The following is a 20,743-nucleotide window of genomic DNA, read 5'->3' as shown; positions in this document are numbered from 1 at the left end:
TAAATCTGCTCGATCGCCTCTGTCAGTCTCAGGGAGATCAATTTATCAGACTACAGCACTGGGTGATTCCAGCTTTTGAAAAACCGGTTTACCTTCTCCCAGCACTTGCTCGCTTGGTAAAATACCCCAGTGAGCATGGCTATCCAAACCCATGATTTTGGCTGCCCCTTCAGGATCTTGAAAATTCATTGAGTATCCCAGTTGCTGGTAGACAGCCGTGCTAAGATTTGGCACAATTGGCGCTAACAAATAAGCCGCCAAGCGGACTGACTCAAGCACCGAGTAGATCACTTCACTCAGGGCTGATAGTTCCCCTCGTTTATACAGTGACCAGGGTGCTTGTTCGTCTACATATTTGTTACCAGCTTGAACTAGAACCAGAACCGCCTCACACACTTGGCTAAACGCCAGTTTTTCATAGAATTGACTAACGGTGTTACCGAGGGAACTACCAATGGATTTTAGGTGATTGTCTGCAGAGATATTATCTACTGCGATCGCCGGAACTCTACCGTCAAAGTATTTGGCAGCCATTTTCATAGTCCGGTTAAGTAAATTGCCCAGATCATTGGCGAGGTCGGCGTTTAGGGTATTAATAAATCTGGTCTGATTATAATCACCGTCTTGTCCAAATTCTATCTCTTTTAAAAAATAGTAACGGACAGCATCGGTACCATATTGGTTCACCAACTCCACGGGATTAAGGGTATTGCCTAAACTCTTACCCATCTTTTTACCATCTTTAGTTAGAAAACCGTGTCCAAAGATACGACCAGGTAAAGGTAAGTCGGCAGACATTAACATCGCTGGCCAGTAAACAGCATGGAAGCGTAAGATGTCTTTACCAATTAGGTGCAGGTCTATCGGCCACCATTTAGCGATCGCTTCAGAAAGGCTGGGTTCTGAGTCGGGATCAACTAGCGCGGTCACATATCCTAGTAGTGCATCAAACCAAACATATAGGGTTTGACTGGGATCAATGGGAACTGGGAAACCCCAGTCAAGATTCACCCTAGAAATGGAGAAATCCTGTAACCCTTGGTTAACAAAACTGATCACTTCATTCCGGCGACTTTCTGGCCCGATGAAGTCGGGGTGATCATGATAAAGGGCTTCGAGCTGTTTTTGATATTTTGATAGACGGAAAAAATAGTTCTGCTCGTCCCTCCATTCTACTTCTTTATTCACGTGAATGGGGCAATATTTCTCGTCTATTAGTTCCCGTTTTTCTTTGAACTCTTCACAGGATACACAATACCAGCCTTGTTGTTGGCTCAAATATATATCCTCATTTTCCCAAACCCTTTGGAAAAATTCTCTGACGATCGCCTCGTGACGGGGGCTGGTAGTCCGACTAAAACGATCATACTGAATTTCCAGCAGTTTCCACAGACTCTCAAAACTGCTCACTATCCGATCACAGTGAACTTGGGGGGAACATCCCGCCTCCTCTGCTGTCCTTTGAATTTTCTGGCCGTGTTCATCGGTACCAGTAATTAGCAGCACTTCATATCCCTGTAGTCGCTTCCAACGGGCGATCGCATCGGCGGCGATCGTCGTGTAGGCGCTGCCAATATGGGGAACATCATTGACATAATATAGAGGTGTTGTTAAGGAAAACGTCTTTTTAGTTGTTGGTGTCACATCCATGACTGATATACAAGTTTCTCTCTTAAACTGATCTTACTTAGGTTTGATCTGCCTTCGGGGCGGAGTCGGGTGCCCTGGCACCTAGAACCCTCTCCCCAGTCAAAACAGCAACAATTTTGATACGGTTTTGACCATCTCAAACTAAAGCCTATAAATGATAATACTTTTTAAAAAAATGTTAAAAATTCTCAACGAAGTCTTAACTTTTTCGCCAATATCTACAAGGTCAATGGAGATACGAGCGCGATCGATTAACTGGGTCGGCTCCCTTGATTGTCATATTTCCCGCCCACTGTAGTTAGCCACTTATCCCCATCTGTCTAATGGTTTCCCCCGATGGTATAGATGGATCTCAATGACTGTGGCAAGAAGGTAAAGTAATGTTAAGCTAAAATGAGTTAACCGGATCAACTACCTAACATAAACCATTATATTTGCCCAATCTAGCCAACGATGTATTTTTTTAACCCTACACCCGGTCAGTCGCACCTACCTCTATTTTTGTTTTTACCGGGGATGGATGGTACGGGTCGCCTCCTGCGAACCCAACAGCGCCGACTGTCTCAGTTTTTTAACCTGCGCTGTTTGACTATTCCTCCCGAAGATGTGAACGATTGGGATACATTAACCGATCGCACTGTGGCTTTAATTCAACAAGAACTCAGCCTCAACCTCAATCAAGATATTTATATATGCGGGGAGTCCTTTGGCGGTTGTCTGGCGATGAAAGTGGCTATGCAAATTCGTGATCAACTCAAAGGTCTGATTTTAGTTAACCCGGCTTCTGCTTTCAAGCAACAACCTTGGATAGAATGGGGATCACATTTGACCGACTGGCTACCTAGTTGGTTATATCCCCTGTCTATGATCGGATTCTTGCCGTTTCTGGCTAAATTGCCAGGAATTACTATCGGCGATCGCCAAGCCTTGTTAGAGGCTATGCAATCTGTCCCTCAACGTACTTCCAGTTGGCGCTTGGGACTGCTGCGATCGTTTGATATTCAACCAGACCAACTCCGTCAACTAGATTTACCCGTTTTGGTGATTGCCAGTGGTTCCGATAGATTGCTACCCTCCATTACAGAAGCTCAATTTTTAACCAGGAAGCTACCCAAAGCTAATATGGTTATCCTCCCTAACAGCGGCCATGCTTGTCTGTTAGAAACTGATGTTAACCTTTGTCAGATCATTCGAGATCATGATCTCGGTCAGAATTTAACTAAAACCCAATTGGTGTGCCAAAATTAGGCACGGAAAAATTTTTTAGGCTAATTACCAGGCTATATGACCACAACTTTTAAAAATCCACCCATTGGACCAGCATCGCGACTGGTCAATGGTATTTTATCTATTCAACCCCTAGCTAAGTTCGCCAAACATCAAGCCCGCCAGATGATGATTGATCGGGCTGAAAAAATGGGGGTCCCTTGGCGCTCTCATGCCAATACCCTCCTACAGAGAGACTGGTCGCCGGAATTTCAGCAGGTTAATAAGTCTGATCTGGCTTATCCAGAATATTATTTAAGGTCTTTTCATGCCTATGATAACGGCAATTTAAGCTGGCAGGCTGCTGTAGAGGTGGAAGTGGCGGCGTTGGCGGTTCACGCCAAAATCTGGCCTGATGCTGGGGTGGCGGGAGACGATCGCCTACGACAAAGTTATCATGATGTACTACAGCAGGTATTACCCGAACCCCCCAAAGCTATTCTCGATCTCGGCTGTAGTGTCGGATTAAGTACCAATACCATGCAGCAGATTTATCCTGATGCTACTATGGTAGGCGTGGATTTGTCCCCCTATTTTTTGGCGATCGCTGCCTATAACACTAACCAAAAATCCTCCCATAACCCCCCCACTTGGGTACACGCACCCGCTGAAGCCACAGGTCTACCAGACCACTCCTTTGATTTGGTTTCCCTTTGTCTGGTCTGTCATGAACTCCCCCAAGAGGCCACCCGAAATATATTTGAGGAAGCCCGCCGCCTATTGCGCCCTAACGGACATCTGGCGGTTATGGATATGAACCCCAAATCAGAGGTATTCGCTAAAATGCCACCCTATATCCTCACCCTCCTAAAAAGTACCGAACCCTATCTCGATCAGTATTTCACCCTAGATTTAGTTGAAACCTTCAAATCAGCAGGTTTCCACACCCCTACCATTGTCTGCAACAGTCCCCGTCATCATACGGCGATCGCCAAAGTCAATGGATAATTGATAATTGACAATTGACAATTGATAATTATTAATTGTAGGGGCGGGTTCTGCTAATTCCTCCCCCCCCAGGGACAAGATTAATAAACCCGCCCTCATAGGTTCTGCTAATTCCTCCCCCCCCCAGGGACAAGATTAATAAACCCGCCCTCATAGGTTCTGCTAATTCCTCCCCCCCCAGGGACAAGATTAATAAACCCGCCCTCATAGGTTCTGCTAATTCCTCCCCCCCCAGGGACAAGATTAATAAACCCGCCCTCATAGGTTCTGCTAATTCCTCCCCCCCCAGGGACAAGATTAATAAACCCGCCCTCATAGGTTCTGCTAATTCCTCCCCCCCCAGGGATGAGACTAATAAACCCGCCCCTACGGGATGATTATTTTTTATCGCGTAATTAAGAATGTTGAACGCTGAAGATTTTTACAGCGAATCGTTTTATCTAGCCAATAACCCTGACGTAGCGCAAGCAGTTGATTTGGGAGTTATTAGTAGTGGCTTTGAACATTTTATCGAGTCAGGTCAGTTTCAGGTTAGACAACCGACACCGCTTTATGATGAATTATATTATTTGACGACTAATCCTGATGTGGCGGCGTTGGTCAATGTAGGTGCGATCGCCAGTGGTTTTCAACATTTTATTAATTTCGGTCAGCGGGAAAGACGCAATCCCAGCATTCTATTTAATACGGATTTTTATATAGATGAATACCCCTTTATTCAAGCAGCCATAGAAGCCGGAGATATCACAGCGATCGAGCATTTTGTCAAAGCCGGTCAATTTGAGGATTTTCGCCCTAGTGTATTGTATAACCCTAATTATTATTTAGCCCGAAATCCTGATGTGGCGGCGAGGGTAGAACGTGATGAACTGACCGGTATCGAGCATTATTTGGATATTGGAGCGGCTCAAAATCGTGATTTTAGTGCTTTTCTGGAGGTGAATGGTTCCAGTTTTCCGAACCGTGTCGCTAGTGGAGATACTAGGGAAAATAGCACAATTTTAATGGCGCGTAATACTGTGGTGGGTCCCATTACTTTTGAAACAGCCACCGATCCGAATTTTAATAATGTGGTTTCCTCGTTGACTACTAATAATTCTGATCCGACGGTTCCGGTTAAGGTATTTGTGTCCGATTTAACGCCGGGGACACCTTATTTTTATCGGGTTACTAATGCTATGGGGGAAAGCGATCGCGGTATTTTTCGCACTCCTTTATCTTTGGGAAGTCAAGGCGGATTAAGGTTTGGTGCTGCTGGTGATTCTCAGGGGGAATTAATGCCTCATGTCGCCGTCAGAAATGCCCCAGAACGTGGTCTAGATTTTTTTGTACAGTTAGGAAATACAATTTCTGCCAGTACCGAGTCTCCTGATTTACCAGGTGTTTCTCAGGCGGAAACTTTGTTAGATTTCCACACCAAACATAATGAGATTTATCGGGAACGTCTGACTTTGAATCCTTGGGGAAATTTGCGAGTCGCAACTTCTATGCTAGGGGTGTGGAATGATGGGGAAATCATCGATAATTTTGCCGGTGGTAGTCTGGGGGCAGATGGTGAGGGTGATTGGTTGAATAACAGCGAGATTTTTGAGACCGCGTTGGCGGGTTTTTTAGATTATCAACCTCGGCGACAGGAAAGTTATGGAGACATTAGCGATCGCCGTACCGCTAACCGAGAACAACTGTCTCGCGTTACTACCTATGGAGATGATGCAGCCGCGTTTTGGTTGGATGTGCGATCGTTCCGGGATGCACCCTTAGAACAGGTCGCAGAAACCTCTTTTCCCGAAGATATTGACGCATTTTTGCGGGATTCTTTTGATGCTAATCGAACCATGTTGGGACGAACTCAGTTGCAACAGTTGCAGTTAAATTTACTAGGCGCACAGGCTGCCGGTTTAACTTGGAAGTTTATATTTTCTCCGGTTCCTATGCAAAATTTGGGGATTCCGGGTGCCAGCGATCGCTGGGAAGGATACGCCGCTGAACGCACTAGACTCCTGAAATTTATTGATGATAATAATATTGATAATGTCGTGTTTGTGTCCGCCGGAGTTGGCGGAACTGTAGTTAATAATTTGACATTTGCTGAGGAGTTTGGCGGGCCGCAAATTCCCGTAGATGCTATGGAAATTACCGTAGGTCCGGTGGGCGTACAGACCGATTTAGGATCGGGTCTAGTGGGGGCTACTTTGGGTCCGGTGGCTGTTAATGGGGCCACTGAATGGCAACTAACCCGACAAGGAAAGGCGACTTATGAGGGGTTACAGACCCGCTGGGAACGCGATCGCCTGGTGGAGAATCTCCTAAATACTCGCCTTGAAGATATGGGTTATAATCCTATTGGTTTGGAGGGTTCGGGAATTGATGCACAGGAAATAGTTCCGGGTTCCTATTTGGCCGCTCATACTTTTGGCTGGACCGAGTTCGTCATTGATCCCAATACTCAACAACTTAGGGTGACCACCTATGGGGTCGAACCTTATACACAGGTCGATGTCGAAAGGGTTCCCGCCCGGGTAATTAATCGTCAACCCCAAGTGGTCAGCGACTTTGTGGTAAATCCTCAATAATTGGGCTTGAAAAATTTGATACAAGGCACTATAACAAACGGTAAAAATTCATAGGAAATTTATGTTTTGTGGCGATCATGATTAATTGGGTCGCTTTTGGGCACGCTGAGGACTCTACTCTATGTTAAAACTTCATCCCCCTAGGTCACAGGCAACAACAATGAAAAATTTTGTGGTTAACCAGTTTAATACTTTTGGGTTGGCGTTTTGGGTTGAAATTATGACCGAAATGCCTCGATGTACCTATTACTTTGGGCCGTTTCTTACCGAAAATGAGGCGGAAGAAGCAGAACCGGGTTATATTGAGGATATTCAAGGTGAAGGCGCTACCGGTCTACAGGTGGCAGTTAAGCGCTGTCAGCCTGATATTTTGACCGTGGCGGCGGATCTTGATCAAAATTTTGATAATCCCCTACAGTGGGCATAGTGGCTTAACTGGGGCGGGAAAATTAGCCGATATCAACAATATTAGGATGGTTTTTGATCCAGTTATCGATATCGGTGATCACTTGATCGGGGATCTCCCAAGGGAATAAATGGGCTGTGTTGGGATAGCAGTTAAACTGCGAATTGGGTAAGTTTGCCGCCGTTTCTTGACTGGAGATGGCGGTAATATGTCGATCGCATTCTCCGGCTAATATTAGGCAATCACAACTAATATTTCCCAACTCAGCTAGACGGTTATATCGGTTTTTTAATGCTTGTCTCAGGGCTATGGTGGCTGGTCTGGAGGTTTGTAAATAGGCGGGTGTGGCTTGTTTGGCTATGTATTTATAGGCGGTGGGTGTATGCTGTTGGATTAAGTAGCGAAATAGCGATCGCTTACCGAAAAAATTGATATTCCACTGATTACCTGGCCATATCCAATTAATCATCCCCGCAATTCCCGTTAATAAATTATCTACCCATGAAATCGGAGGATGGTTCCCACGGGGATAGCCAGACGTAGCCACTAAAATTAATCCCGTAAACCTTTCCGGGTTTCTTAATGCTAATTCTAGGGCGAGTATACCTCCCAAAGACCAGCCGATAATTAAACATTTATCTATTTTTAAGCCATCTAAAAGCTGTTCGATATCTTCGAGATGATCGGTCATCTCAAAGGGTTGTTTAACCTGACTTTTCCCATAGCCTCGCAGGTCTGGGGCGATGGTTTGATAGTTTTGGGATAGGTGATCTGTAAACACGGACATACAGCCTCCTGACCCAGGATGACCATGAAGACACAGTATCGGAAATCCTTGACCGCGAATTTCTGAGTTTAAGGAAACAGCTAAACTCATCTGTTTATAACTGCCCTCTCATGATAATATGTTCCGCAATACCAGCGATCGCTCTGCGGACTTGGGGAATATTTCCGGCTGAGTTATCGGTAATCGTAATAATATACCTTTCCCCGTCAATACTAGCCGCTAAAGTCGTGCCAATTACCCTAGAGTTTTGACCAGTTTTTTCCCCTAACCACTGGGCTTTTAATCCTTCTAAGGCTTGATAACCAATTTCGCGATCGTACTGATGACTTAAAGCCTCAATTAATAGTTCCGAGTGGGGGTGTTCATAGTTGTAAATTTCTACCATCATTTCCGTGAGTTCATCACTGGTCATGCTATTGCGACCTCTACCAGGTCGAAAAGGCATAATCCGATCGCCCATGAGTTTAAATTGCACCCGCGTTTGTTTATAACCATGTCTTTCTAGTAGTTTATTGATATAATCAGAACCCAAATAGTCGATAAGTTGATTAGTCGCGATATTACTACTATGGTCAATCATTTGAGCCATTAACATTTGGAGAGAGTAGGATTTGCGGGCGCGAATTGACGAAGCATCTTCCGTAAAATTACCCCCCTCGACATAGATTTCTTTGTCAAAACTCACCTGTTCCTCAGCCGCTTTGTGTAATAAGGCGATCGCCACAGGAACTTTAATTAAACTAGCTGGACTCGCCGGAGGTTGATGACCCCGTAAACTAGCACAATGGCGGTTTAAATTACAAACGCTGATGGTCGCATTACGCGATAAACCACTCCTAACTCGAATTTCTTCTAAAATTTCCGATTGAGCATTTCTTAACTGGAATTTGATGCTATTATAGCGGTCTTGATACTCGATAATTTTCGCGGTAGCTTGTGGGTTTAAAAATGAATCCTGGGGAATTTCCTGTAAATTGGCGATCGCTCTTTGCCAAAAGGTAGCCATTTGTTGTCGCGTTTCCCAAGATATCTGAGAACTTTTGCCGATCGCCACCGCTTGATTGGCTAAACTGATCGCTTGTTTCCAATTATCATTAGCCCGCTGTTCAATCATAATTTGCACGTCCAGGCGGCGCAGTTGTTCGATCATCTGCTGAGAAGGTTCCCGCCTATGGTTAGGAAATAATGACATTAATTGACGGGAATTACCTGCTGATTCTGGGGAGTTTTCTAGGGTATACAATAACTCGTCCCGGAGGCTCATCAATTCATTGAGGGAAGTAGCCCCATATAATTCTGAGGATGACCCTAACATAGGTAAGGTTTGAGTTAAGCCAATAGTGACGGCAATGGCTACAGCACCAAGCCACCGGGTTTTGGACTTGAGTGGATTTAAACGTTTGGGACTGCCTAAGTAGGCACAATTGGTCAATTGTGCAGCCATTGTTTCTCCTCATCACCAACAGCAAGGATCATAGCAGGAACTGTGGCAATAGGGCGATCGCCTAGGGAAAATTTCCCAGTTTTTTTGTGATCACCCTGGGATATACTGAGGAAACATTCAATCAGCCGGGACAGTGACATCAGAAACACCAAGCCTAGGGGGATCGGATTTACCCCCAGATCAATCTGTTGTATCCACGCTTGGGGACGATTCCTCAAATCGATGGTATCTAGGGCTGGATGTGGGGACGACCGGAATATCGGCGGCCCTTTTGGATCGCCTGACTGAGACTGTTTACCCTATATATTGGCTGAGTGATTCTCAGGAAGGCGATCGCATTTTTCGCCTCCCCAGTCGCGTCCACTTGCATCGAAAATCCGGGGAAACAGAAGTTTTACAAGGATTTAAACCTTATCTGAGTTGGGCTATTCCCCATCATTTTGGTGAGGATTATGCGCCCTGTCCCATGCTTGAGGTATCCCCAACCCAAAAGTTATTTTTAGGGACCTTTAAGCAGGCTTTACAGTTGCTATTATCGACTATTTCTCCTCAAGGTGGGGGTGACAATATCAACAGCCAAGATGGTGATTTGACTTTACCGAAAAACTATCAATCTGCTGCTAATGGTTTAACTGATCAGGAGTTCAAAACCGCTTTAGATAGTTTAGCGGGGGTCGTGGTAGGATGTCCGTCTCAGGCTTCCCATGCTTATGGTTTTAATCTGCGGGAAACCATTTTGGCGGCGGGTTTGGTCAACAGTCCCTCTCAAATTTGGATGGTCGAAGATGCGATCGCTACTTGGTTAAATGAATCGGAATCTCCAACAGACGAACCTACCTTAATTATTGATGCTGGCGCTGCTACCACCGAGTTAATGGTGATCGGAATATCTCAGGATCATGATTTAACTTATGCTGACTGTTTTGGTGTCAGTGTCACCTATGGTGGCTATGATGTGAATTTGGATATTATTTGTCAATTCTGTGCCGAAAATATGATTGATTGGGATGGTTCATATTTAGTCCTACCTACTCCTGGGACATCCCCACGCACTCACCGCGATCGCCTTCAACAAAAGTTAATTTTATCAGCTTTAATCGATGCGATCGAATCCCAAAAACCCAGTTTACAAGCCGGCAAAAATGTCACTATTTCTCTACAGGGTCAGGAGGTCAAAGTTACCAGTAATGAGTTACAGCGTCGCGTGTTAGTTCCTTTTGTTCAGAACCTGAACCGAGAGTTAAATAATCTCATTAGTAAAGTGGGGGTTTCTCCCGTAGGGATTAAAAGGGCAATTTGTCGGGGTGGTAATGGTTCATGGTCCGTCTTGAGTCAATGGCTGCGGCAAAAGTTACCTAATGCGACTATGATATCAATTACTGATCCAGAATCTTGGTGTAATTATGCGATCGCCAAAGGTTTAGCCAGGATTCCTTTATTTCCCGAATTATTGAATTATTCTAGCCAACAATATGGGGATTATTTCTTATTGAGTGAACTGCTGCGGGTCTTTGGCGATTTACCTTTATCTATCCCAGAGGTGATGACTCGTTTAGAAGAAAGAGGCGTAAATACTCGTTGCTGTAAATCTCAGATTTTAGCTATCCTCAAAGGTCAACTACCCCCCGGGTTCATTCCCTCAGAATTAGACACCCCCCTAATTGTTCCCATATCCAAACATCCTGAAATCGATATAATTAACCAAGGTGCGATTTTTTACCAAGATGTTGACTCTAGCTATTTTGTCAACCTCGAAAGGTCGGAAATGTGCCTACAATATCTTGATAAACTCTCACGAGAATATCACCAAGTTTTAACAGAACCTTTGGCGATCGTGCAATTGTAGGGAAACAGCCGGGGGTAAGTCTGAGTTTAACTGCGTATTCTCATCGATAAACTAATCCGATTTAACTTTTCGTTGACTTCCAAAACCTTCACTTTCACCACCTGTCCGACTCGGACAATTTTTTGAGGGTCTTCCACAAAGCGATCGGCTAATTCGGAAATATGAACTAACCCATCTTGATGGACTCCTACATCTACAAAAGCCCCAAAATTCACCACATTAGTAACAATTCCCTCTAACTCCATTCCCGGTTTCAAGTCCGACACCTCTTTAATATCATCCCGGAAAGTAGCATATTTAAACTCAGCCCGTGGGTCTCGTCCAGGTTTCTCTAATTCAGCGATAATATCCTTGAGAGTAGGTAAGCCGACCGTATCTGTTACATAGCCTTTTAAGTCGATTTTTTTGAGTTTGTCAGCAGTTTTGGTAATCGCATTTAAAGGGATTTCCACATCCGCTAAAATTTGTTCCACTACCGGATAACTTTCTGGGTGAACCGCCGTATTATCTAACGGATTAACACCGCCACGAATCCGCAAAAATCCGGCAGATTGTTGAAACGCTTTCGGCCCTAATTTCGCCACCTTTAAAAGCTGTTTACGATTTTTAAACGCTCCATTTTCATTGCGATATTTCACAATATTTTGGGCGATAGTGGGAGTAATTCCCGACACAAAAGTTAGGAGTTGCTGGGAAGCCGTATTTAATTCAACGCCCACATAGTTTACACAACTTTCTACCGTTTCATCAAGTTTTTTCTTGAGCAATTTTTGGTCAACATCATGTTGATATTGTCCCACACCAATGGATTTTGGGTCAATTTTAACTAATTCTGCTAACGGGTCTTGGAGGCGGCGACCAATACTAATCGCCCCCCGAATTGTCAAATCTAAATCCGCAAATTCTTCCCGCGCCACATCACTCGCCGAATAAATAGAAGCACCAGACTCGTTTACCATTACCGTAATAGGTGGAGATTCTAAAGAGGCGATCGCCTCCTTAATAAACTCTTCCGTTTCCCGTCCAGCCGTACCATTCCCAATAGCAATTAATGCGATTTTGTACTTTTTAATCAAGGCTTGAATCGTTTTGGTCGCTTGTTGACGTTGTGACTGTGACTGGTGGGGAAAAATTGCCTGATATTCGCAAAACTTGCCAGTTTCCGACAATACCGCCCCCTTGCAACCTGTCCTGAAACCTGGGTCAATGGCTAAAGTAGGCTTCATTCCCGCTGGTGGAGATAGTAATAATTCCCGCAAATTAGCTTCAAACGTCTTAATAGATTCTAGGTCTGCGTAGGATTTGCGATCGCTCCTAATTTCACCAATCAACGAATTTTTCATCAGGCGATTAAAAGCATCTTTAATCATCTCCTGATAAAACTTGCGAATCTCCCGATTTTTACTGCGAATAACTTGGGATTCTAAGTGATGCAGCACCAAAGCCTCATCAAAATCCAGATCAACCTTGAGAACCCCCTCAGTTTCTCCCCGGAATAATGCCAACAAGTTATGGGGTTTAATATCCATCACATTTTCCCGAAAATTCCGATACATTTCAAATTTCGTCGAACCTTCTGGGTAATCATCTTTAATCCGCGAAATAAACGCGCCATCATTGATTAAAAAATCGCGCACATCTGCCCTTAAAAGCGCCGTCTCTGCCACCTGTTCCGCCAAAATATCCGAGGCTCCAGCCAAGGCATCTGCCACCGTTTTAACCCCCTTTTCTGCGTCAATATATTTAGCCGCTTCTGACTCTAGGGAAACCGTGGGCGCTTGGGGTTGGTTAAGGGAACTAATCAACTCAGCTAGGGGTGCTAATCCTTTTTCCTTAGCCATAGTCGCGCGGGTGCGACGTTTGGGACGATAGGGAAGATATAGATCCTCAAGTTCAGTTTTTAACAAACAGTTCTCAATTTGGGTCTGGAGTTCATCCGTGAGTTTTCCCTGAGAGGCGATCGCCTCCAAAATGCTAGTTTTTCGTTCCTCAAGTTCAGTTAAATAAGCATATCTTTCCGCCAGAGTTCGCAGTTGAATTTCATCAAGGGAACCCGTCCTTTCTTTCCGATAACGTGCAATAAATGGAATAGTCGCCCCTTCCGCAAATAATGCCAATGTATTTTCAACTTGAACCGGTTTTAACGAAAGTTCCTGAACTAGAATTTGAGTAATATTAAGCATAGACTTTCAATCGACTTGATTTTGTGACTTAAGATTGGTATACCAAGTTATTGTAAATGCTACCCTCTGAATATGGGTGTACAGTCAAAGTTAGTATCTCGCACATCTGAGAATTAATATATGAGTTCAGGAATATTTTGGGCTTCACTGTTACTTCGTCCTCTCCAGCGTTATGGGTGGCTATCCCTGCTGCTGTGGGTGCTGATGATGTCCCCAGCCGCCGCCTCCGTATTAATGCGGGTGGCCATAACCACTAACACCAATGATATTAAGGTCGGAAGTTCCACCCCAGCAACAGTCCGCGACGGTAGCGGTAACGTCTTAGGACAAATCCCCAATATGGGCGCAACTGTCGCCAAACCTGCATCAGGTCAGGTATCCCTCAGCCAATGGAAAGCCGGTCAAATTTGGGTGGAACCCTCCCAAAACGGCAAAGTCTGGATCGGTGATAATTGGTATCGGGGACGGGTGTTATTAATCCAGCGCAATGGTGGGTTAATGGCCATTAATTATGTCGATCTCGATCAGTATCTCTACAGTGTCCTAGGGGCAGAAATGGGGGGAAATTGGCCCATTCAAGCCCTAAAAGCCCAAGCTGTCGCGGCGCGGACCTATGCACTGTATAAGCGCCAAAATAATAGCAGTCAGATTTATGATTTAGGGGATACTCAAACCTACCAGGTCTATCGTGGCGTGTCTGGGGAGTCACCAGCCACTCAGACTGCCGTTAGGGCGACAGCAGGTCAGGTGTTAACTTATAATGGTCGGGTGATTTTGGCTGTTTTCCATTCTTCCTCTGGGGGTCACACCGAAAATGTTGAGGATGTCTGGGAAAATCCCTTACCCTATCTGCGCGGGGTTCCAGATTTTGATAGTGGTTCTCCCGTGTTTGAATGGACAAGGACTTTTTCCACTAATGACCTTAGTAACCGCATTTCAGGAGTTGGTCAAGTTTCGTCTATGACACCCGAAAGAACCTCAGCTTTTGGAAGTGTAATTTCCATGAGAGTTGTGGGAAGTGGCGGAACTCGCACTATTAGCGGTGAAGATATCGCTAGAGCTTTGGGGTTGCGTAGCACCAGATTTAGGGTCGATCGTAACAATGCTTCTGGCAATTTTATAGTCACTGGTCGCGGTTTTGGTCATGGTGTGGGTTTGAGTCAATGGGGGGCTTATAATTTGGCTAATGCTGGATATAATTATCAGCAAATTCTCGCCCATTATTATCGAAATACAACTCTGGCTAGAATCCAAGTCCAATAATTGATAATTATTAATTGTCGGGGCGGGTTCTGCTGTGAATTCTCCATCCCCACGACCATCTAAATAAACCCGCCCTATCCCTGGTCATTAATTGATAATTGTCGGGGCGGGTTCTGCTGTCAATTCTCCATCCCCAGGACTATCTGAATAAACCCGCCCCAGCCCACCGGATAATTGATAATTATTAATTGTAGGGGCGGGTTCTGCTGTCAATTCTCCATCCCCAGGACTATCTGAATAAACCCGCCCTATCCCTGGTCATTAATTGATAATTGTCGGGGCGGGTTCTGCTGTCAATTCTCCATCCCCAGGACTATCTGAATAAACCCGCCCTATCCCTGGTCATTAATTGATAATTGTCGGGGCGGGTTCTGCTGTCAATTCTCCATCCCCAGGACTATCTGAATAAACCCGCCCTATCCCTGGTCATTAATTGATAATTGTCGGGGCGGGTTCTGCTGTCAATTCTCCATCCCCAGGACTATCTGAATAAACCCGCCCTATCCCTGGTCATTAATTGATAATTGTCGGGGCGGGTTCTGCTGTCAATTCTCCATCCCCAGGACTATCTGAATAAACCCGCCCTATCCCTGGTCATTAATTGACAATTGTCGGGGCGGGTTCTGCTGTGAATTCTCCATCCCCACGACCATCTAAATAAACCCGCCCTATCCCTGGTCATTAATTGATAATTGTCGGGGCGGGTTCTGCTGTGAATTCTCCATCCCCACGACCATCTAAATAAACCCGCCCCAGCCCACCGGATAATTGATAATTATTAATTGTAGGGGCGGGTTCTGCTGTCAATTCTCCATCCCCAGGACTATCTGAATAAACCCGCCCTATCCCTGGTCATTAATTGATAATTGTCGGGGCGGGTTCTGCTGTCAATTCTCCATCCCCAGGACTATCTGAATAAACCCGCCCTATCCCTGGTCATTAATTGATAATTGTCGGGGCGGGTTCTGCTGTCAATTCTCCATCCCCAGGACTATCTGAATAAACCCGCCCTATCCCTGGTCATTAATTGATAATTGTCGGGGCGGGTTCTGCTGTCAATTCTCCATCCCCAGGACTATCTGAATAAACCCGCCCTATCCCTGGTCATTAATTGATAATTGTCGGGGCGGGTTCTGCTGTCAATTCTCCATCCCCAGGACTATCTGAATAAACCCGCCCTATCCCTGGTCATTAATTGATAATTGTCGGGGCGGGTTCTGCTGTGAATTCTCCATCCCCAGGACTATCTGAATAAACCCGCCCTATCCCCGGTCATTAATTAGTTAATAAACCCGCCCTATCCGAATCAGCGCCTATCAACTATTAAATACTGCGGAGGGCGACGATTGGATCAAGGGCGGCGGCGCGTCTGGCGGGAACTACGCCGAAAAATAAGCCAATACCACCAGAAACACTGACAGCGACTGCGATCGCACTTGTGGAAATTCCAGCTTCTAAAGGTGTTAGTATTCCCACCAGTAACACACCACTAACACCTAAACCCGTGCCAATTAATCCCCCCGCTACAGATAAGATAATCGCCTCAATAATAAACTGAATAAGAATATCATTTTGGGAAGCGCCTATGGCTTTTCTCAGACCAATTTCCTGGGTTCTTTCTGTGACAGAAACCAACATAATATTCATAATTCCAATTCCCCCGACTAACAAGGAAATCGCCGCCGTCGCTGCTAACATCAACGTTAAAGCCCCAGTAATTTGTCCGAGGATATTCATTAAATCCTGTTGATTCCGAACCGTAAAATCATCTTCATCAGTAATTTTATGTCGTAAACGTAGCAAATTCTCAATTTGAAATTGTGCCGCCCTCATCTGATGTGCTTCTTTAATAGAAACGGAAATAAAGGTAACTTGTAAACCATAGGGAGAATTGCGCCCAGTAATGCGATTAGCAACGGTGGTAATGGGTATAAAAGCATTCATATCCTCATTACTTCCTAAACTGGAACCCTTGGGTTGCATGACTCCAATTACCTGCAATGTAATATCCTTGAGTCGGACTTGTTTACCGATGGGGTCTTCATTACCAAATAATTGTTCTGCTATTTCTGAACCGAGGGCGACTACCTGTTCATTTCGCTGAATATCCAAATCAGAAATAAACCTTCCTTTGGCAATATCAAAACTACGAACGGTCATATATTCTGGGGTAGTGCCAATTATAGAACCAGAGGCATTCCTACTCTGATAAGATATTAATTCACTAGCTGTTAAAGAAGGTGCTACAGCTTCCACTGAGGGGACTTGTTCAGCGATCGCCATTGCATCTTCTAGGATTAAATTTTGAGGGGGATAAACAGGTCTTCTCTGGGCTTCCGGGCTGCCGGGGACAATAAATAATACATTAGGACCCAGGGAATTAACTTGATTTTCGACAAAGGTTTGCGCCCCTTCTCCAATACCTATCATAGCAATAACTGAGGCATTACCTATAATAATGCCTAACATAGTTAGGCTGCTTCTCATTTTATTAGCCAATAATGTCGCCGAGGACATTTTGATACTTTCTAGAATATGCATAATTAGGGATGATTAGATTAGTTGAGGATTGAGGTGCTATTTTATTGTATAATATCTTCAAGTTTTTGTCCGGGTGGCAATTCAATAAAAACGCGATCGCCTGTAGTAATTCCTTCCAAAATCTGGATTTCATTACCAATTTGTGAACCGATAGTAACAGGTTTAAATTCTGGTTGACCTTCCTGGTTAGGAATGAGTACACCCGTATTTCCCCGATTAGTAATAATCGCCACAGTCGGAACCACAACAGCTTGATTAAGTTGGCGACCGACAAACCGTAAATTAACATTCATTCCCGACTGCAATACATCCTGTCCCGTGCGAATATCAATCCGGGCTTGAAACAGGGTAACATCTCGTTCTTTAATAGCTTCCGGGGCGATTAAATGCACTTGACCTTCAAAAACCTGATCTGGGTAAGCATCGGCTATAATTTCCACCCTTTGTAATGGTTCAATTTGGACAATATCAGTTTCGGGAATTTTCGCTAAAACTTCCAAATCCTTAGCCAAAGCCACAATAGAAGTAGAGGTAGCAGAAGTCGCATCAGAGGCGGAAGTAGCCGGAGTAACAAAAGCGCCCTCAATCGCATATCTTTGAGTAATAATTCCCGCAAAAGGCGCACGAATATTAGTATCTTCTAACAGCACTTGATAATAGCGCAGTTGACTTTCAGCCTCCCGGACATCAGCTTCAGCAGCCGCAATATCTTCAGGACGAGTGCCATTTTCCAACTCATCTAACTGACTGCGCGCCTCGGTAACATCAGACTCAGCTTGTCTGATAACTTCAGGACGAGTGCCATTTTGTAACTGTCGCAAATTTTGACGTTCCTGTTCAACGGTAGCTTCCAATCGTTCAATTTGCGATCGCCTATTTTCCTGAAGTTGTGCTAGTCGCTGTTTAGCCTCATCCTGTAAAGCCTCCAGGCGGCGTTGATCTCGCCTATAGCCATCCAAAGTATCCTCAGAAACAGCCCCCTGACTTTTCAATTCTTCATAGCGCTGTACCCGTCCCTGGGCCAATTCCAACTCAGCTAAATTGGCTTGTATTCTTGATTGGGCTTGGTCAATTTCATTTTGTAGACTCCCCGACCGGGCATCAAATAGGCGAATTTCCGCCTCTCTAAGCCTCGCAGATGCCACCGCAATTTCTTCTTGGCGTGTTCCAGCCTGCAACTCTGCTAGACGTGCCAGCGTGCGTTCTAGGCGGGCTCTGGCGCTGGCAATGGCTTCGGGACGAGAGCCTTGGCGCAGTTTTGCCAAATTGGCTTGGGCGCGTTCTAACCTGGCTTGCGCTTGTAGGCGTTGGGCTTCGAGTTCGTTACTCTCCATGCGCGCAATAATTTGACCGGCTTCGACACGATCGCCCTGTTCAACGTACAATTGAGCTAAACGCCCTTGAGTTTTCGGACTCAAATTCACCCGGCGCACGGGTTGTACAACTCCACTAGCCCTAACGATTACAGTTAGATCCTTGGCTTCCACTGGTACAGTCAAGGCTTCTACCATTTGTAGTGAGTTAGGCTTGCGATGATAAACTCGGTGCCAGACCATGGGAACGGCAAGAATTCCTAAAGCCAGTAGTGCGATCGCCCACCATTTTGGTCTACGTCGGGGCGGTTTTGCTACTGTGGGCTGGAAGTCATGCTTAACGAGACCGTTAGGGGACTCTGTTTCTGGTTTTGGATCTGTTAACATTATGGTTCCTCTCGATCCACGAACTGACAAACTCGATCAGTATTTGGGATTAAATCTGATCAGTTAGTCATATATCAATTTTATCAAAATTTTAGGTAATTGGAAGGATGGACTCTATATTTCCGGTGAGTATTCCGGTCGCCCCCGAAGGCTACAAATCAGGTTTTGTGGGCATTATCGGCCGCCCCAATGTGGGGAAATCAACTCTGATGAATAAGTTGGTAGGACAAAAAATTGCGATTACTTCTCCTATCGCTCAAACTACTCGTAACCGCTTACGGGGAATTCTTACTACTGACTCGGCTCAAATTATTTTCGTCGATACGCCAGGAATTCATAAGCCACATCATCAGTTGGGTAAGGTTTTGGTAAAGAATGCGAAATTGGCGATCGCCTCGGTGGATGTGTTAGTCTTTGTGGTGGATAGTTCGGTCATGTCCGGGGGTGGCGATCGCTATATCGTCGATTTACTTACCCATACTAAAGTCCCCGTGATTTTGGGTTTAAATAAGTGGGACCTACAGCCAGATCAATATGAGGCGATCGACCAGAGTTATCAGCAGTTCGCTGAGGCTAATCAATGGCAAATGGTCAAGTTTTCCGCTGTCACTGGTGCGGGGGTAGAAACATTACAAAATCTGTTAATTAACAGTTTAGATCCCGGTCCCTATTATTACCCTCCTGATTTAGTGACTGACCAACCCGAAAGGTTTATTATGGGTGAGTTAATTCGCGAACAGATTTTGCTACACACCCGCGAGGAAGTACCGCACTCTGTGGCGATCGCTATTGATAAAGTCGAGGAAGATGTTAAGATTACCCGCATTTTAGCCACCATTCATGTCGAACGTCTTTCCCAAAAAGGCATTTTAATTGGGAAGGGCGGACAAATGCTCAAAACTATTGGTAGCGCCGCCCGCCAACAGATTCAAAAGTTAGTAGATGGAAAGGTTTATCTCGAGTTGTTTGTGCGCGTTCAACCTAAATGGCGACAGTCCCGCAATCAGTTGGCTGAGTTGGGTTATCGTGTCGAAGAATAAGGGGTAAATGGAGGGCAATATGAGCGATATCGGCACTATATTTGGTTTTTTGGGCGGCACTGTTGTGGCTATTCCAGGAGGATATAAAGTCCTGCAATATCCTAAGCCAGATCGCGTTTTTAAAAGACTGTCAGACGCGAAATGGTTTTTAACTCTCCGCTGGTGCGAACAGTTTACTACTCCGGCTGGGGTCTTGAATTTAGAGGGTCAGCTTTCTTTTTGTAATGCCGCAGTTATGGCTATGGGAGAGGATAAATTTTTACCCCCAGAACACCGACAGCCTATCTTTAACTGCTGTTTATCTTTACCTCTCGGAGAAACCACTATTTATGCTAATCCTCCCTTTCCCGAAATTCAGATCATGGCTATAGAAATTGATCAGCGTTTTGGAAGAGTCGCCTTAGTCCGTTATTACTAATTTTACCAGGCCTTCAATATAGCGATCGCGTTCCATGGGCATAATTTCTCCACCGTGCATAATTTCCTGGATTAGTAAGTAGTGTAATAATGCTCCCATAATCACCCTAGCAGTCACTTCCGCATCAGCTAACTTGAGTTTTGGGTAAGATTCTAAACTCTTAGTTAGCCTATTAATTCCTACTTTAACAACGTTACTAATGAAGGCTTGAGCTAGTTCTGGAAACCTTCCCGATTCCCCAATAATTAAGCGCAAAAAACACAGCAACTCGGGGTCATTTAAGATTTGACTTAAAATTGCAGTCGCCCATGTTTTTAAAAATATAGCCGGGTCTTCTGGTTCCTCAATTACAAAGTCCAAAATTCGTTTTTCCCCTAAATATTCAGTTAAGGCACTAAACAAACTTTCCTTATCCCCAAAGTGATTATATAGGGTGGCTTTTGATACTCCAGCCGTTTTAGCTACCCGATCCATGCTGGTAGCTGCAAAGCCGTGGGCCAGAAATTCCTCGATCGCCCCCTGAAGAATTTGTTCTGCTTTGGGGGCCATCCCTGTCTCTGGGTGAGATTGTCTCTTGGCCATCTAATTCTCTCCTCGTGCCGTGGCAGTCCTTGTGAATTTTTGTGATCTACTTGTCATTATACCAAACAGTTTAGTATACTTAATTAGTGAACTAAA

Annotated in this window: 18 protein-coding genes; 8 read left to right on the top strand and 10 right to left on the bottom strand. The window is 44.9% G+C overall.

Annotated elements, in window-relative coordinates; translation table 11 throughout:
- Window positions 1-45: 45 nt before the first annotated feature.
- Window positions 46-1,650, bottom strand: a complete 1,605-nt coding sequence (gene metG / locus N39L_RS29690; protein WP_006616868.1) for a methionine--tRNA ligase — start codon at window positions 1,648-1,650, stop codon at window positions 46-48.
- Window positions 1,651-2,103: 453 nt separating this feature from the next.
- Between metG and N39L_RS29685 the strand changes: the two genes are divergently transcribed.
- From N39L_RS29685 to N39L_RS29670, 4 genes are all read left to right on the top strand, one after another.
- Window positions 2,104-2,898 (top strand): alpha/beta fold hydrolase, encoded by a 795-nt coding sequence (locus tag N39L_RS29685; protein ID WP_014277198.1) that lies wholly within the window; start codon window positions 2,104-2,106, stop codon window positions 2,896-2,898.
- A 36-nt stretch (window positions 2,899-2,934) separates the two neighbouring features.
- Entirely contained in the window at window positions 2,935-3,864 is a 930-nt protein-coding gene (locus N39L_RS29680; RefSeq protein WP_014277197.1) for a class I SAM-dependent methyltransferase, read from the top strand.
- A 401-nt stretch (window positions 3,865-4,265) separates the two neighbouring features.
- Window positions 4,266-6,437 (top strand): alkaline phosphatase D family protein, encoded by a 2,172-nt coding sequence (locus tag N39L_RS29675; protein WP_014277195.1) that lies wholly within the window; start codon window positions 4,266-4,268, stop codon window positions 6,435-6,437.
- 160 nt (window positions 6,438-6,597) lie between these two features.
- Window positions 6,598-6,864, top strand: coding sequence for a DUF1816 domain-containing protein (locus N39L_RS29670; protein WP_014277194.1), 267 nt, complete (start codon window positions 6,598-6,600; stop codon window positions 6,862-6,864).
- Between the two features lie 22 nt (window positions 6,865-6,886).
- Here N39L_RS29670 and N39L_RS29665 read toward each other — a convergent pair whose 3' ends face one another.
- Genes N39L_RS29665 through N39L_RS29655 form a run of 3 tightly spaced genes read right to left on the bottom strand, consistent with a single transcriptional unit; the run spans window position 6,887 to window position 9,214 of the window.
- Entirely contained in the window at window positions 6,887-7,720 is an 834-nt protein-coding gene (locus N39L_RS29665; RefSeq protein WP_014277193.1) for an alpha/beta fold hydrolase, read from the bottom strand.
- Between the two features lie 4 nt (window positions 7,721-7,724).
- The gene (locus N39L_RS29660; RefSeq protein ID WP_014277192.1) at window positions 7,725-9,074 is read right to left on the bottom strand and encodes a serine hydrolase; all 1,350 of its coding nucleotides are present in this window, start codon (window positions 9,072-9,074) and stop codon (window positions 7,725-7,727) included.
- The gene (locus N39L_RS29655) at window positions 9,059-9,214 is read right to left on the bottom strand and encodes a hypothetical protein (RefSeq protein ID WP_231852024.1); all 156 of its coding nucleotides are present in this window, start codon (window positions 9,212-9,214) and stop codon (window positions 9,059-9,061) included. Before N39L_RS29655 ends, N39L_RS29660 begins: the two co-directional genes overlap by 16 nt.
- 101 nt (window positions 9,215-9,315) lie before the next feature.
- Between N39L_RS29655 and N39L_RS29650 the strand changes: the two genes are divergently transcribed.
- Window positions 9,316-10,920: a hypothetical protein gene (locus N39L_RS29650; protein WP_167538963.1), complete on the top strand. Its 1,605-nt coding sequence runs from the start codon at window positions 9,316-9,318 to the stop codon at window positions 10,918-10,920.
- A gap of 26 nt (window positions 10,921-10,946) precedes the next feature.
- On the opposite strand, the gene N39L_RS29645 is transcribed toward N39L_RS29650, so the two are convergent.
- Entirely contained in the window at window positions 10,947-13,103 is a 2,157-nt protein-coding gene (locus tag N39L_RS29645; protein WP_014277189.1) for a Tex family protein, read from the bottom strand.
- A gap of 120 nt (window positions 13,104-13,223) precedes the next feature.
- Here N39L_RS29645 and N39L_RS29640 point away from each other — a divergent pair, with 120 nt between their 5' ends.
- On the top strand, window positions 13,224-14,366 hold the full coding sequence (locus tag N39L_RS29640; protein ID WP_014277188.1) for a SpoIID/LytB domain-containing protein: 1,143 nt from the start codon (window positions 13,224-13,226) through the stop codon (window positions 14,364-14,366).
- Between the two features lie 87 nt (window positions 14,367-14,453).
- Here N39L_RS29640 and N39L_RS29635 read toward each other — a convergent pair whose 3' ends face one another.
- The 4 genes from N39L_RS29635 to N39L_RS29620 all read right to left on the bottom strand — a co-directional run bounded on the left by N39L_RS29635 (window position 14,454) and on the right by N39L_RS29620 (window position 18,607).
- Entirely contained in the window at window positions 14,454-14,579 is a 126-nt protein-coding gene (locus N39L_RS29635; protein WP_286131355.1) for a hypothetical protein, read from the bottom strand.
- 468 nt (window positions 14,580-15,047) lie between these two features.
- The gene (locus N39L_RS29630; protein ID WP_286131354.1) at window positions 15,048-15,173 is read right to left on the bottom strand and encodes a hypothetical protein; all 126 of its coding nucleotides are present in this window, start codon (window positions 15,171-15,173) and stop codon (window positions 15,048-15,050) included.
- Between the two features lie 516 nt (window positions 15,174-15,689).
- Entirely contained in the window at window positions 15,690-16,907 is a 1,218-nt protein-coding gene (locus N39L_RS29625; protein WP_014277187.1) for an ABC transporter permease, read from the bottom strand.
- A gap of 41 nt (window positions 16,908-16,948) precedes the next feature.
- Window positions 16,949-18,607 carry an efflux RND transporter periplasmic adaptor subunit gene (locus N39L_RS29620; protein WP_014277186.1) on the bottom strand — a complete coding sequence of 553 codons (1,659 nt, stop codon included), beginning with the start codon at window positions 18,605-18,607 and terminating at the stop codon, window positions 16,949-16,951.
- A gap of 107 nt (window positions 18,608-18,714) precedes the next feature.
- On the opposite strand from N39L_RS29620, the gene era reads away from it, so the two are divergent.
- The gene (gene era, locus N39L_RS29615) at window positions 18,715-19,647 is read left to right on the top strand and encodes a GTPase Era (protein ID WP_014277185.1); all 933 of its coding nucleotides are present in this window, start codon (window positions 18,715-18,717) and stop codon (window positions 19,645-19,647) included.
- 19 nt (window positions 19,648-19,666) lie between these two features.
- Complete coding sequence (locus tag N39L_RS29610; RefSeq protein WP_014277184.1) at window positions 19,667-20,065, top strand: hypothetical protein; 399 nt, start codon at window positions 19,667-19,669, stop codon at window positions 20,063-20,065.
- On the opposite strand, the gene N39L_RS29605 is transcribed toward N39L_RS29610, so the two are convergent.
- A complete protein-coding gene (locus tag N39L_RS29605) occupies window positions 20,048-20,647 on the bottom strand; it encodes a TetR/AcrR family transcriptional regulator (RefSeq protein WP_006617768.1) in 600 nt (199 codons plus the stop codon). The two genes, N39L_RS29610 and N39L_RS29605, sit on opposite strands and share 18 nt — an antisense overlap.
- Between the last annotated feature and the right edge of the window lie 96 nt (window positions 20,648-20,743).

The organism is Limnospira platensis NIES-39, assembly GCF_026000695.1.
Classification (GTDB): domain Bacteria; phylum Cyanobacteriota; class Cyanobacteriia; order Cyanobacteriales; family Microcoleaceae; genus Limnospira; species Limnospira platensis.
This window is presented reverse-complemented; position numbering and strand designations above follow the sequence as displayed.

Bases quoted from the DNA above. Each gene is read 5' to 3' on its own strand.
- N39L_RS29685 (WP_014277198.1), top strand. From the start codon at position 2,104: ATGTATTTTTTTAACCCTACACCCGGTCAGTCGCACCTACCTCTATTT.
- N39L_RS29640 (WP_014277188.1), top strand. From the start codon at position 13,224: ATGAGTTCAGGAATATTTTGGGCTTCACTGTTACTTCGTCCTCTCCAG.
- N39L_RS29660 (WP_014277192.1), bottom strand. From the start codon at position 9,074: ATGGCTGCACAATTGACCAATTGTGCCTACTTAGGCAGTCCCAAACGT.
- N39L_RS29610 (WP_014277184.1), top strand. From the start codon at position 19,667: ATGAGCGATATCGGCACTATATTTGGTTTTTTGGGCGGCACTGTTGTG.
- N39L_RS29680 (WP_014277197.1), top strand. From the start codon at position 2,935: ATGACCACAACTTTTAAAAATCCACCCATTGGACCAGCATCGCGACTG.
- N39L_RS29665 (WP_014277193.1), bottom strand. From the start codon at position 7,720: ATGAGTTTAGCTGTTTCCTTAAACTCAGAAATTCGCGGTCAAGGATTT.
- N39L_RS29655 (WP_231852024.1), bottom strand. From the start codon at position 9,214: ATGTCACTGTCCCGGCTGATTGAATGTTTCCTCAGTATATCCCAGGGT.
- N39L_RS29620 (WP_014277186.1), bottom strand. From the start codon at position 18,607: ATGTTAACAGATCCAAAACCAGAAACAGAGTCCCCTAACGGTCTCGTT.
- N39L_RS29605 (WP_006617768.1), bottom strand. From the start codon at position 20,647: ATGGCCAAGAGACAATCTCACCCAGAGACAGGGATGGCCCCCAAAGCA.
- N39L_RS29645 (WP_014277189.1), bottom strand. From the start codon at position 13,103: ATGCTTAATATTACTCAAATTCTAGTTCAGGAACTTTCGTTAAAACCG.
- N39L_RS29670 (WP_014277194.1), top strand. From the start codon at position 6,598: ATGAAAAATTTTGTGGTTAACCAGTTTAATACTTTTGGGTTGGCGTTT.
- era (WP_014277185.1), top strand. From the start codon at position 18,715: ATGGACTCTATATTTCCGGTGAGTATTCCGGTCGCCCCCGAAGGCTAC.
- N39L_RS29625 (WP_014277187.1), bottom strand. From the start codon at position 16,907: ATGCATATTCTAGAAAGTATCAAAATGTCCTCGGCGACATTATTGGCT.
- N39L_RS29675 (WP_014277195.1), top strand. From the start codon at position 4,266: ATGTTGAACGCTGAAGATTTTTACAGCGAATCGTTTTATCTAGCCAAT.
- metG (WP_006616868.1), bottom strand. From the start codon at position 1,650: ATGGATGTGACACCAACAACTAAAAAGACGTTTTCCTTAACAACACCT.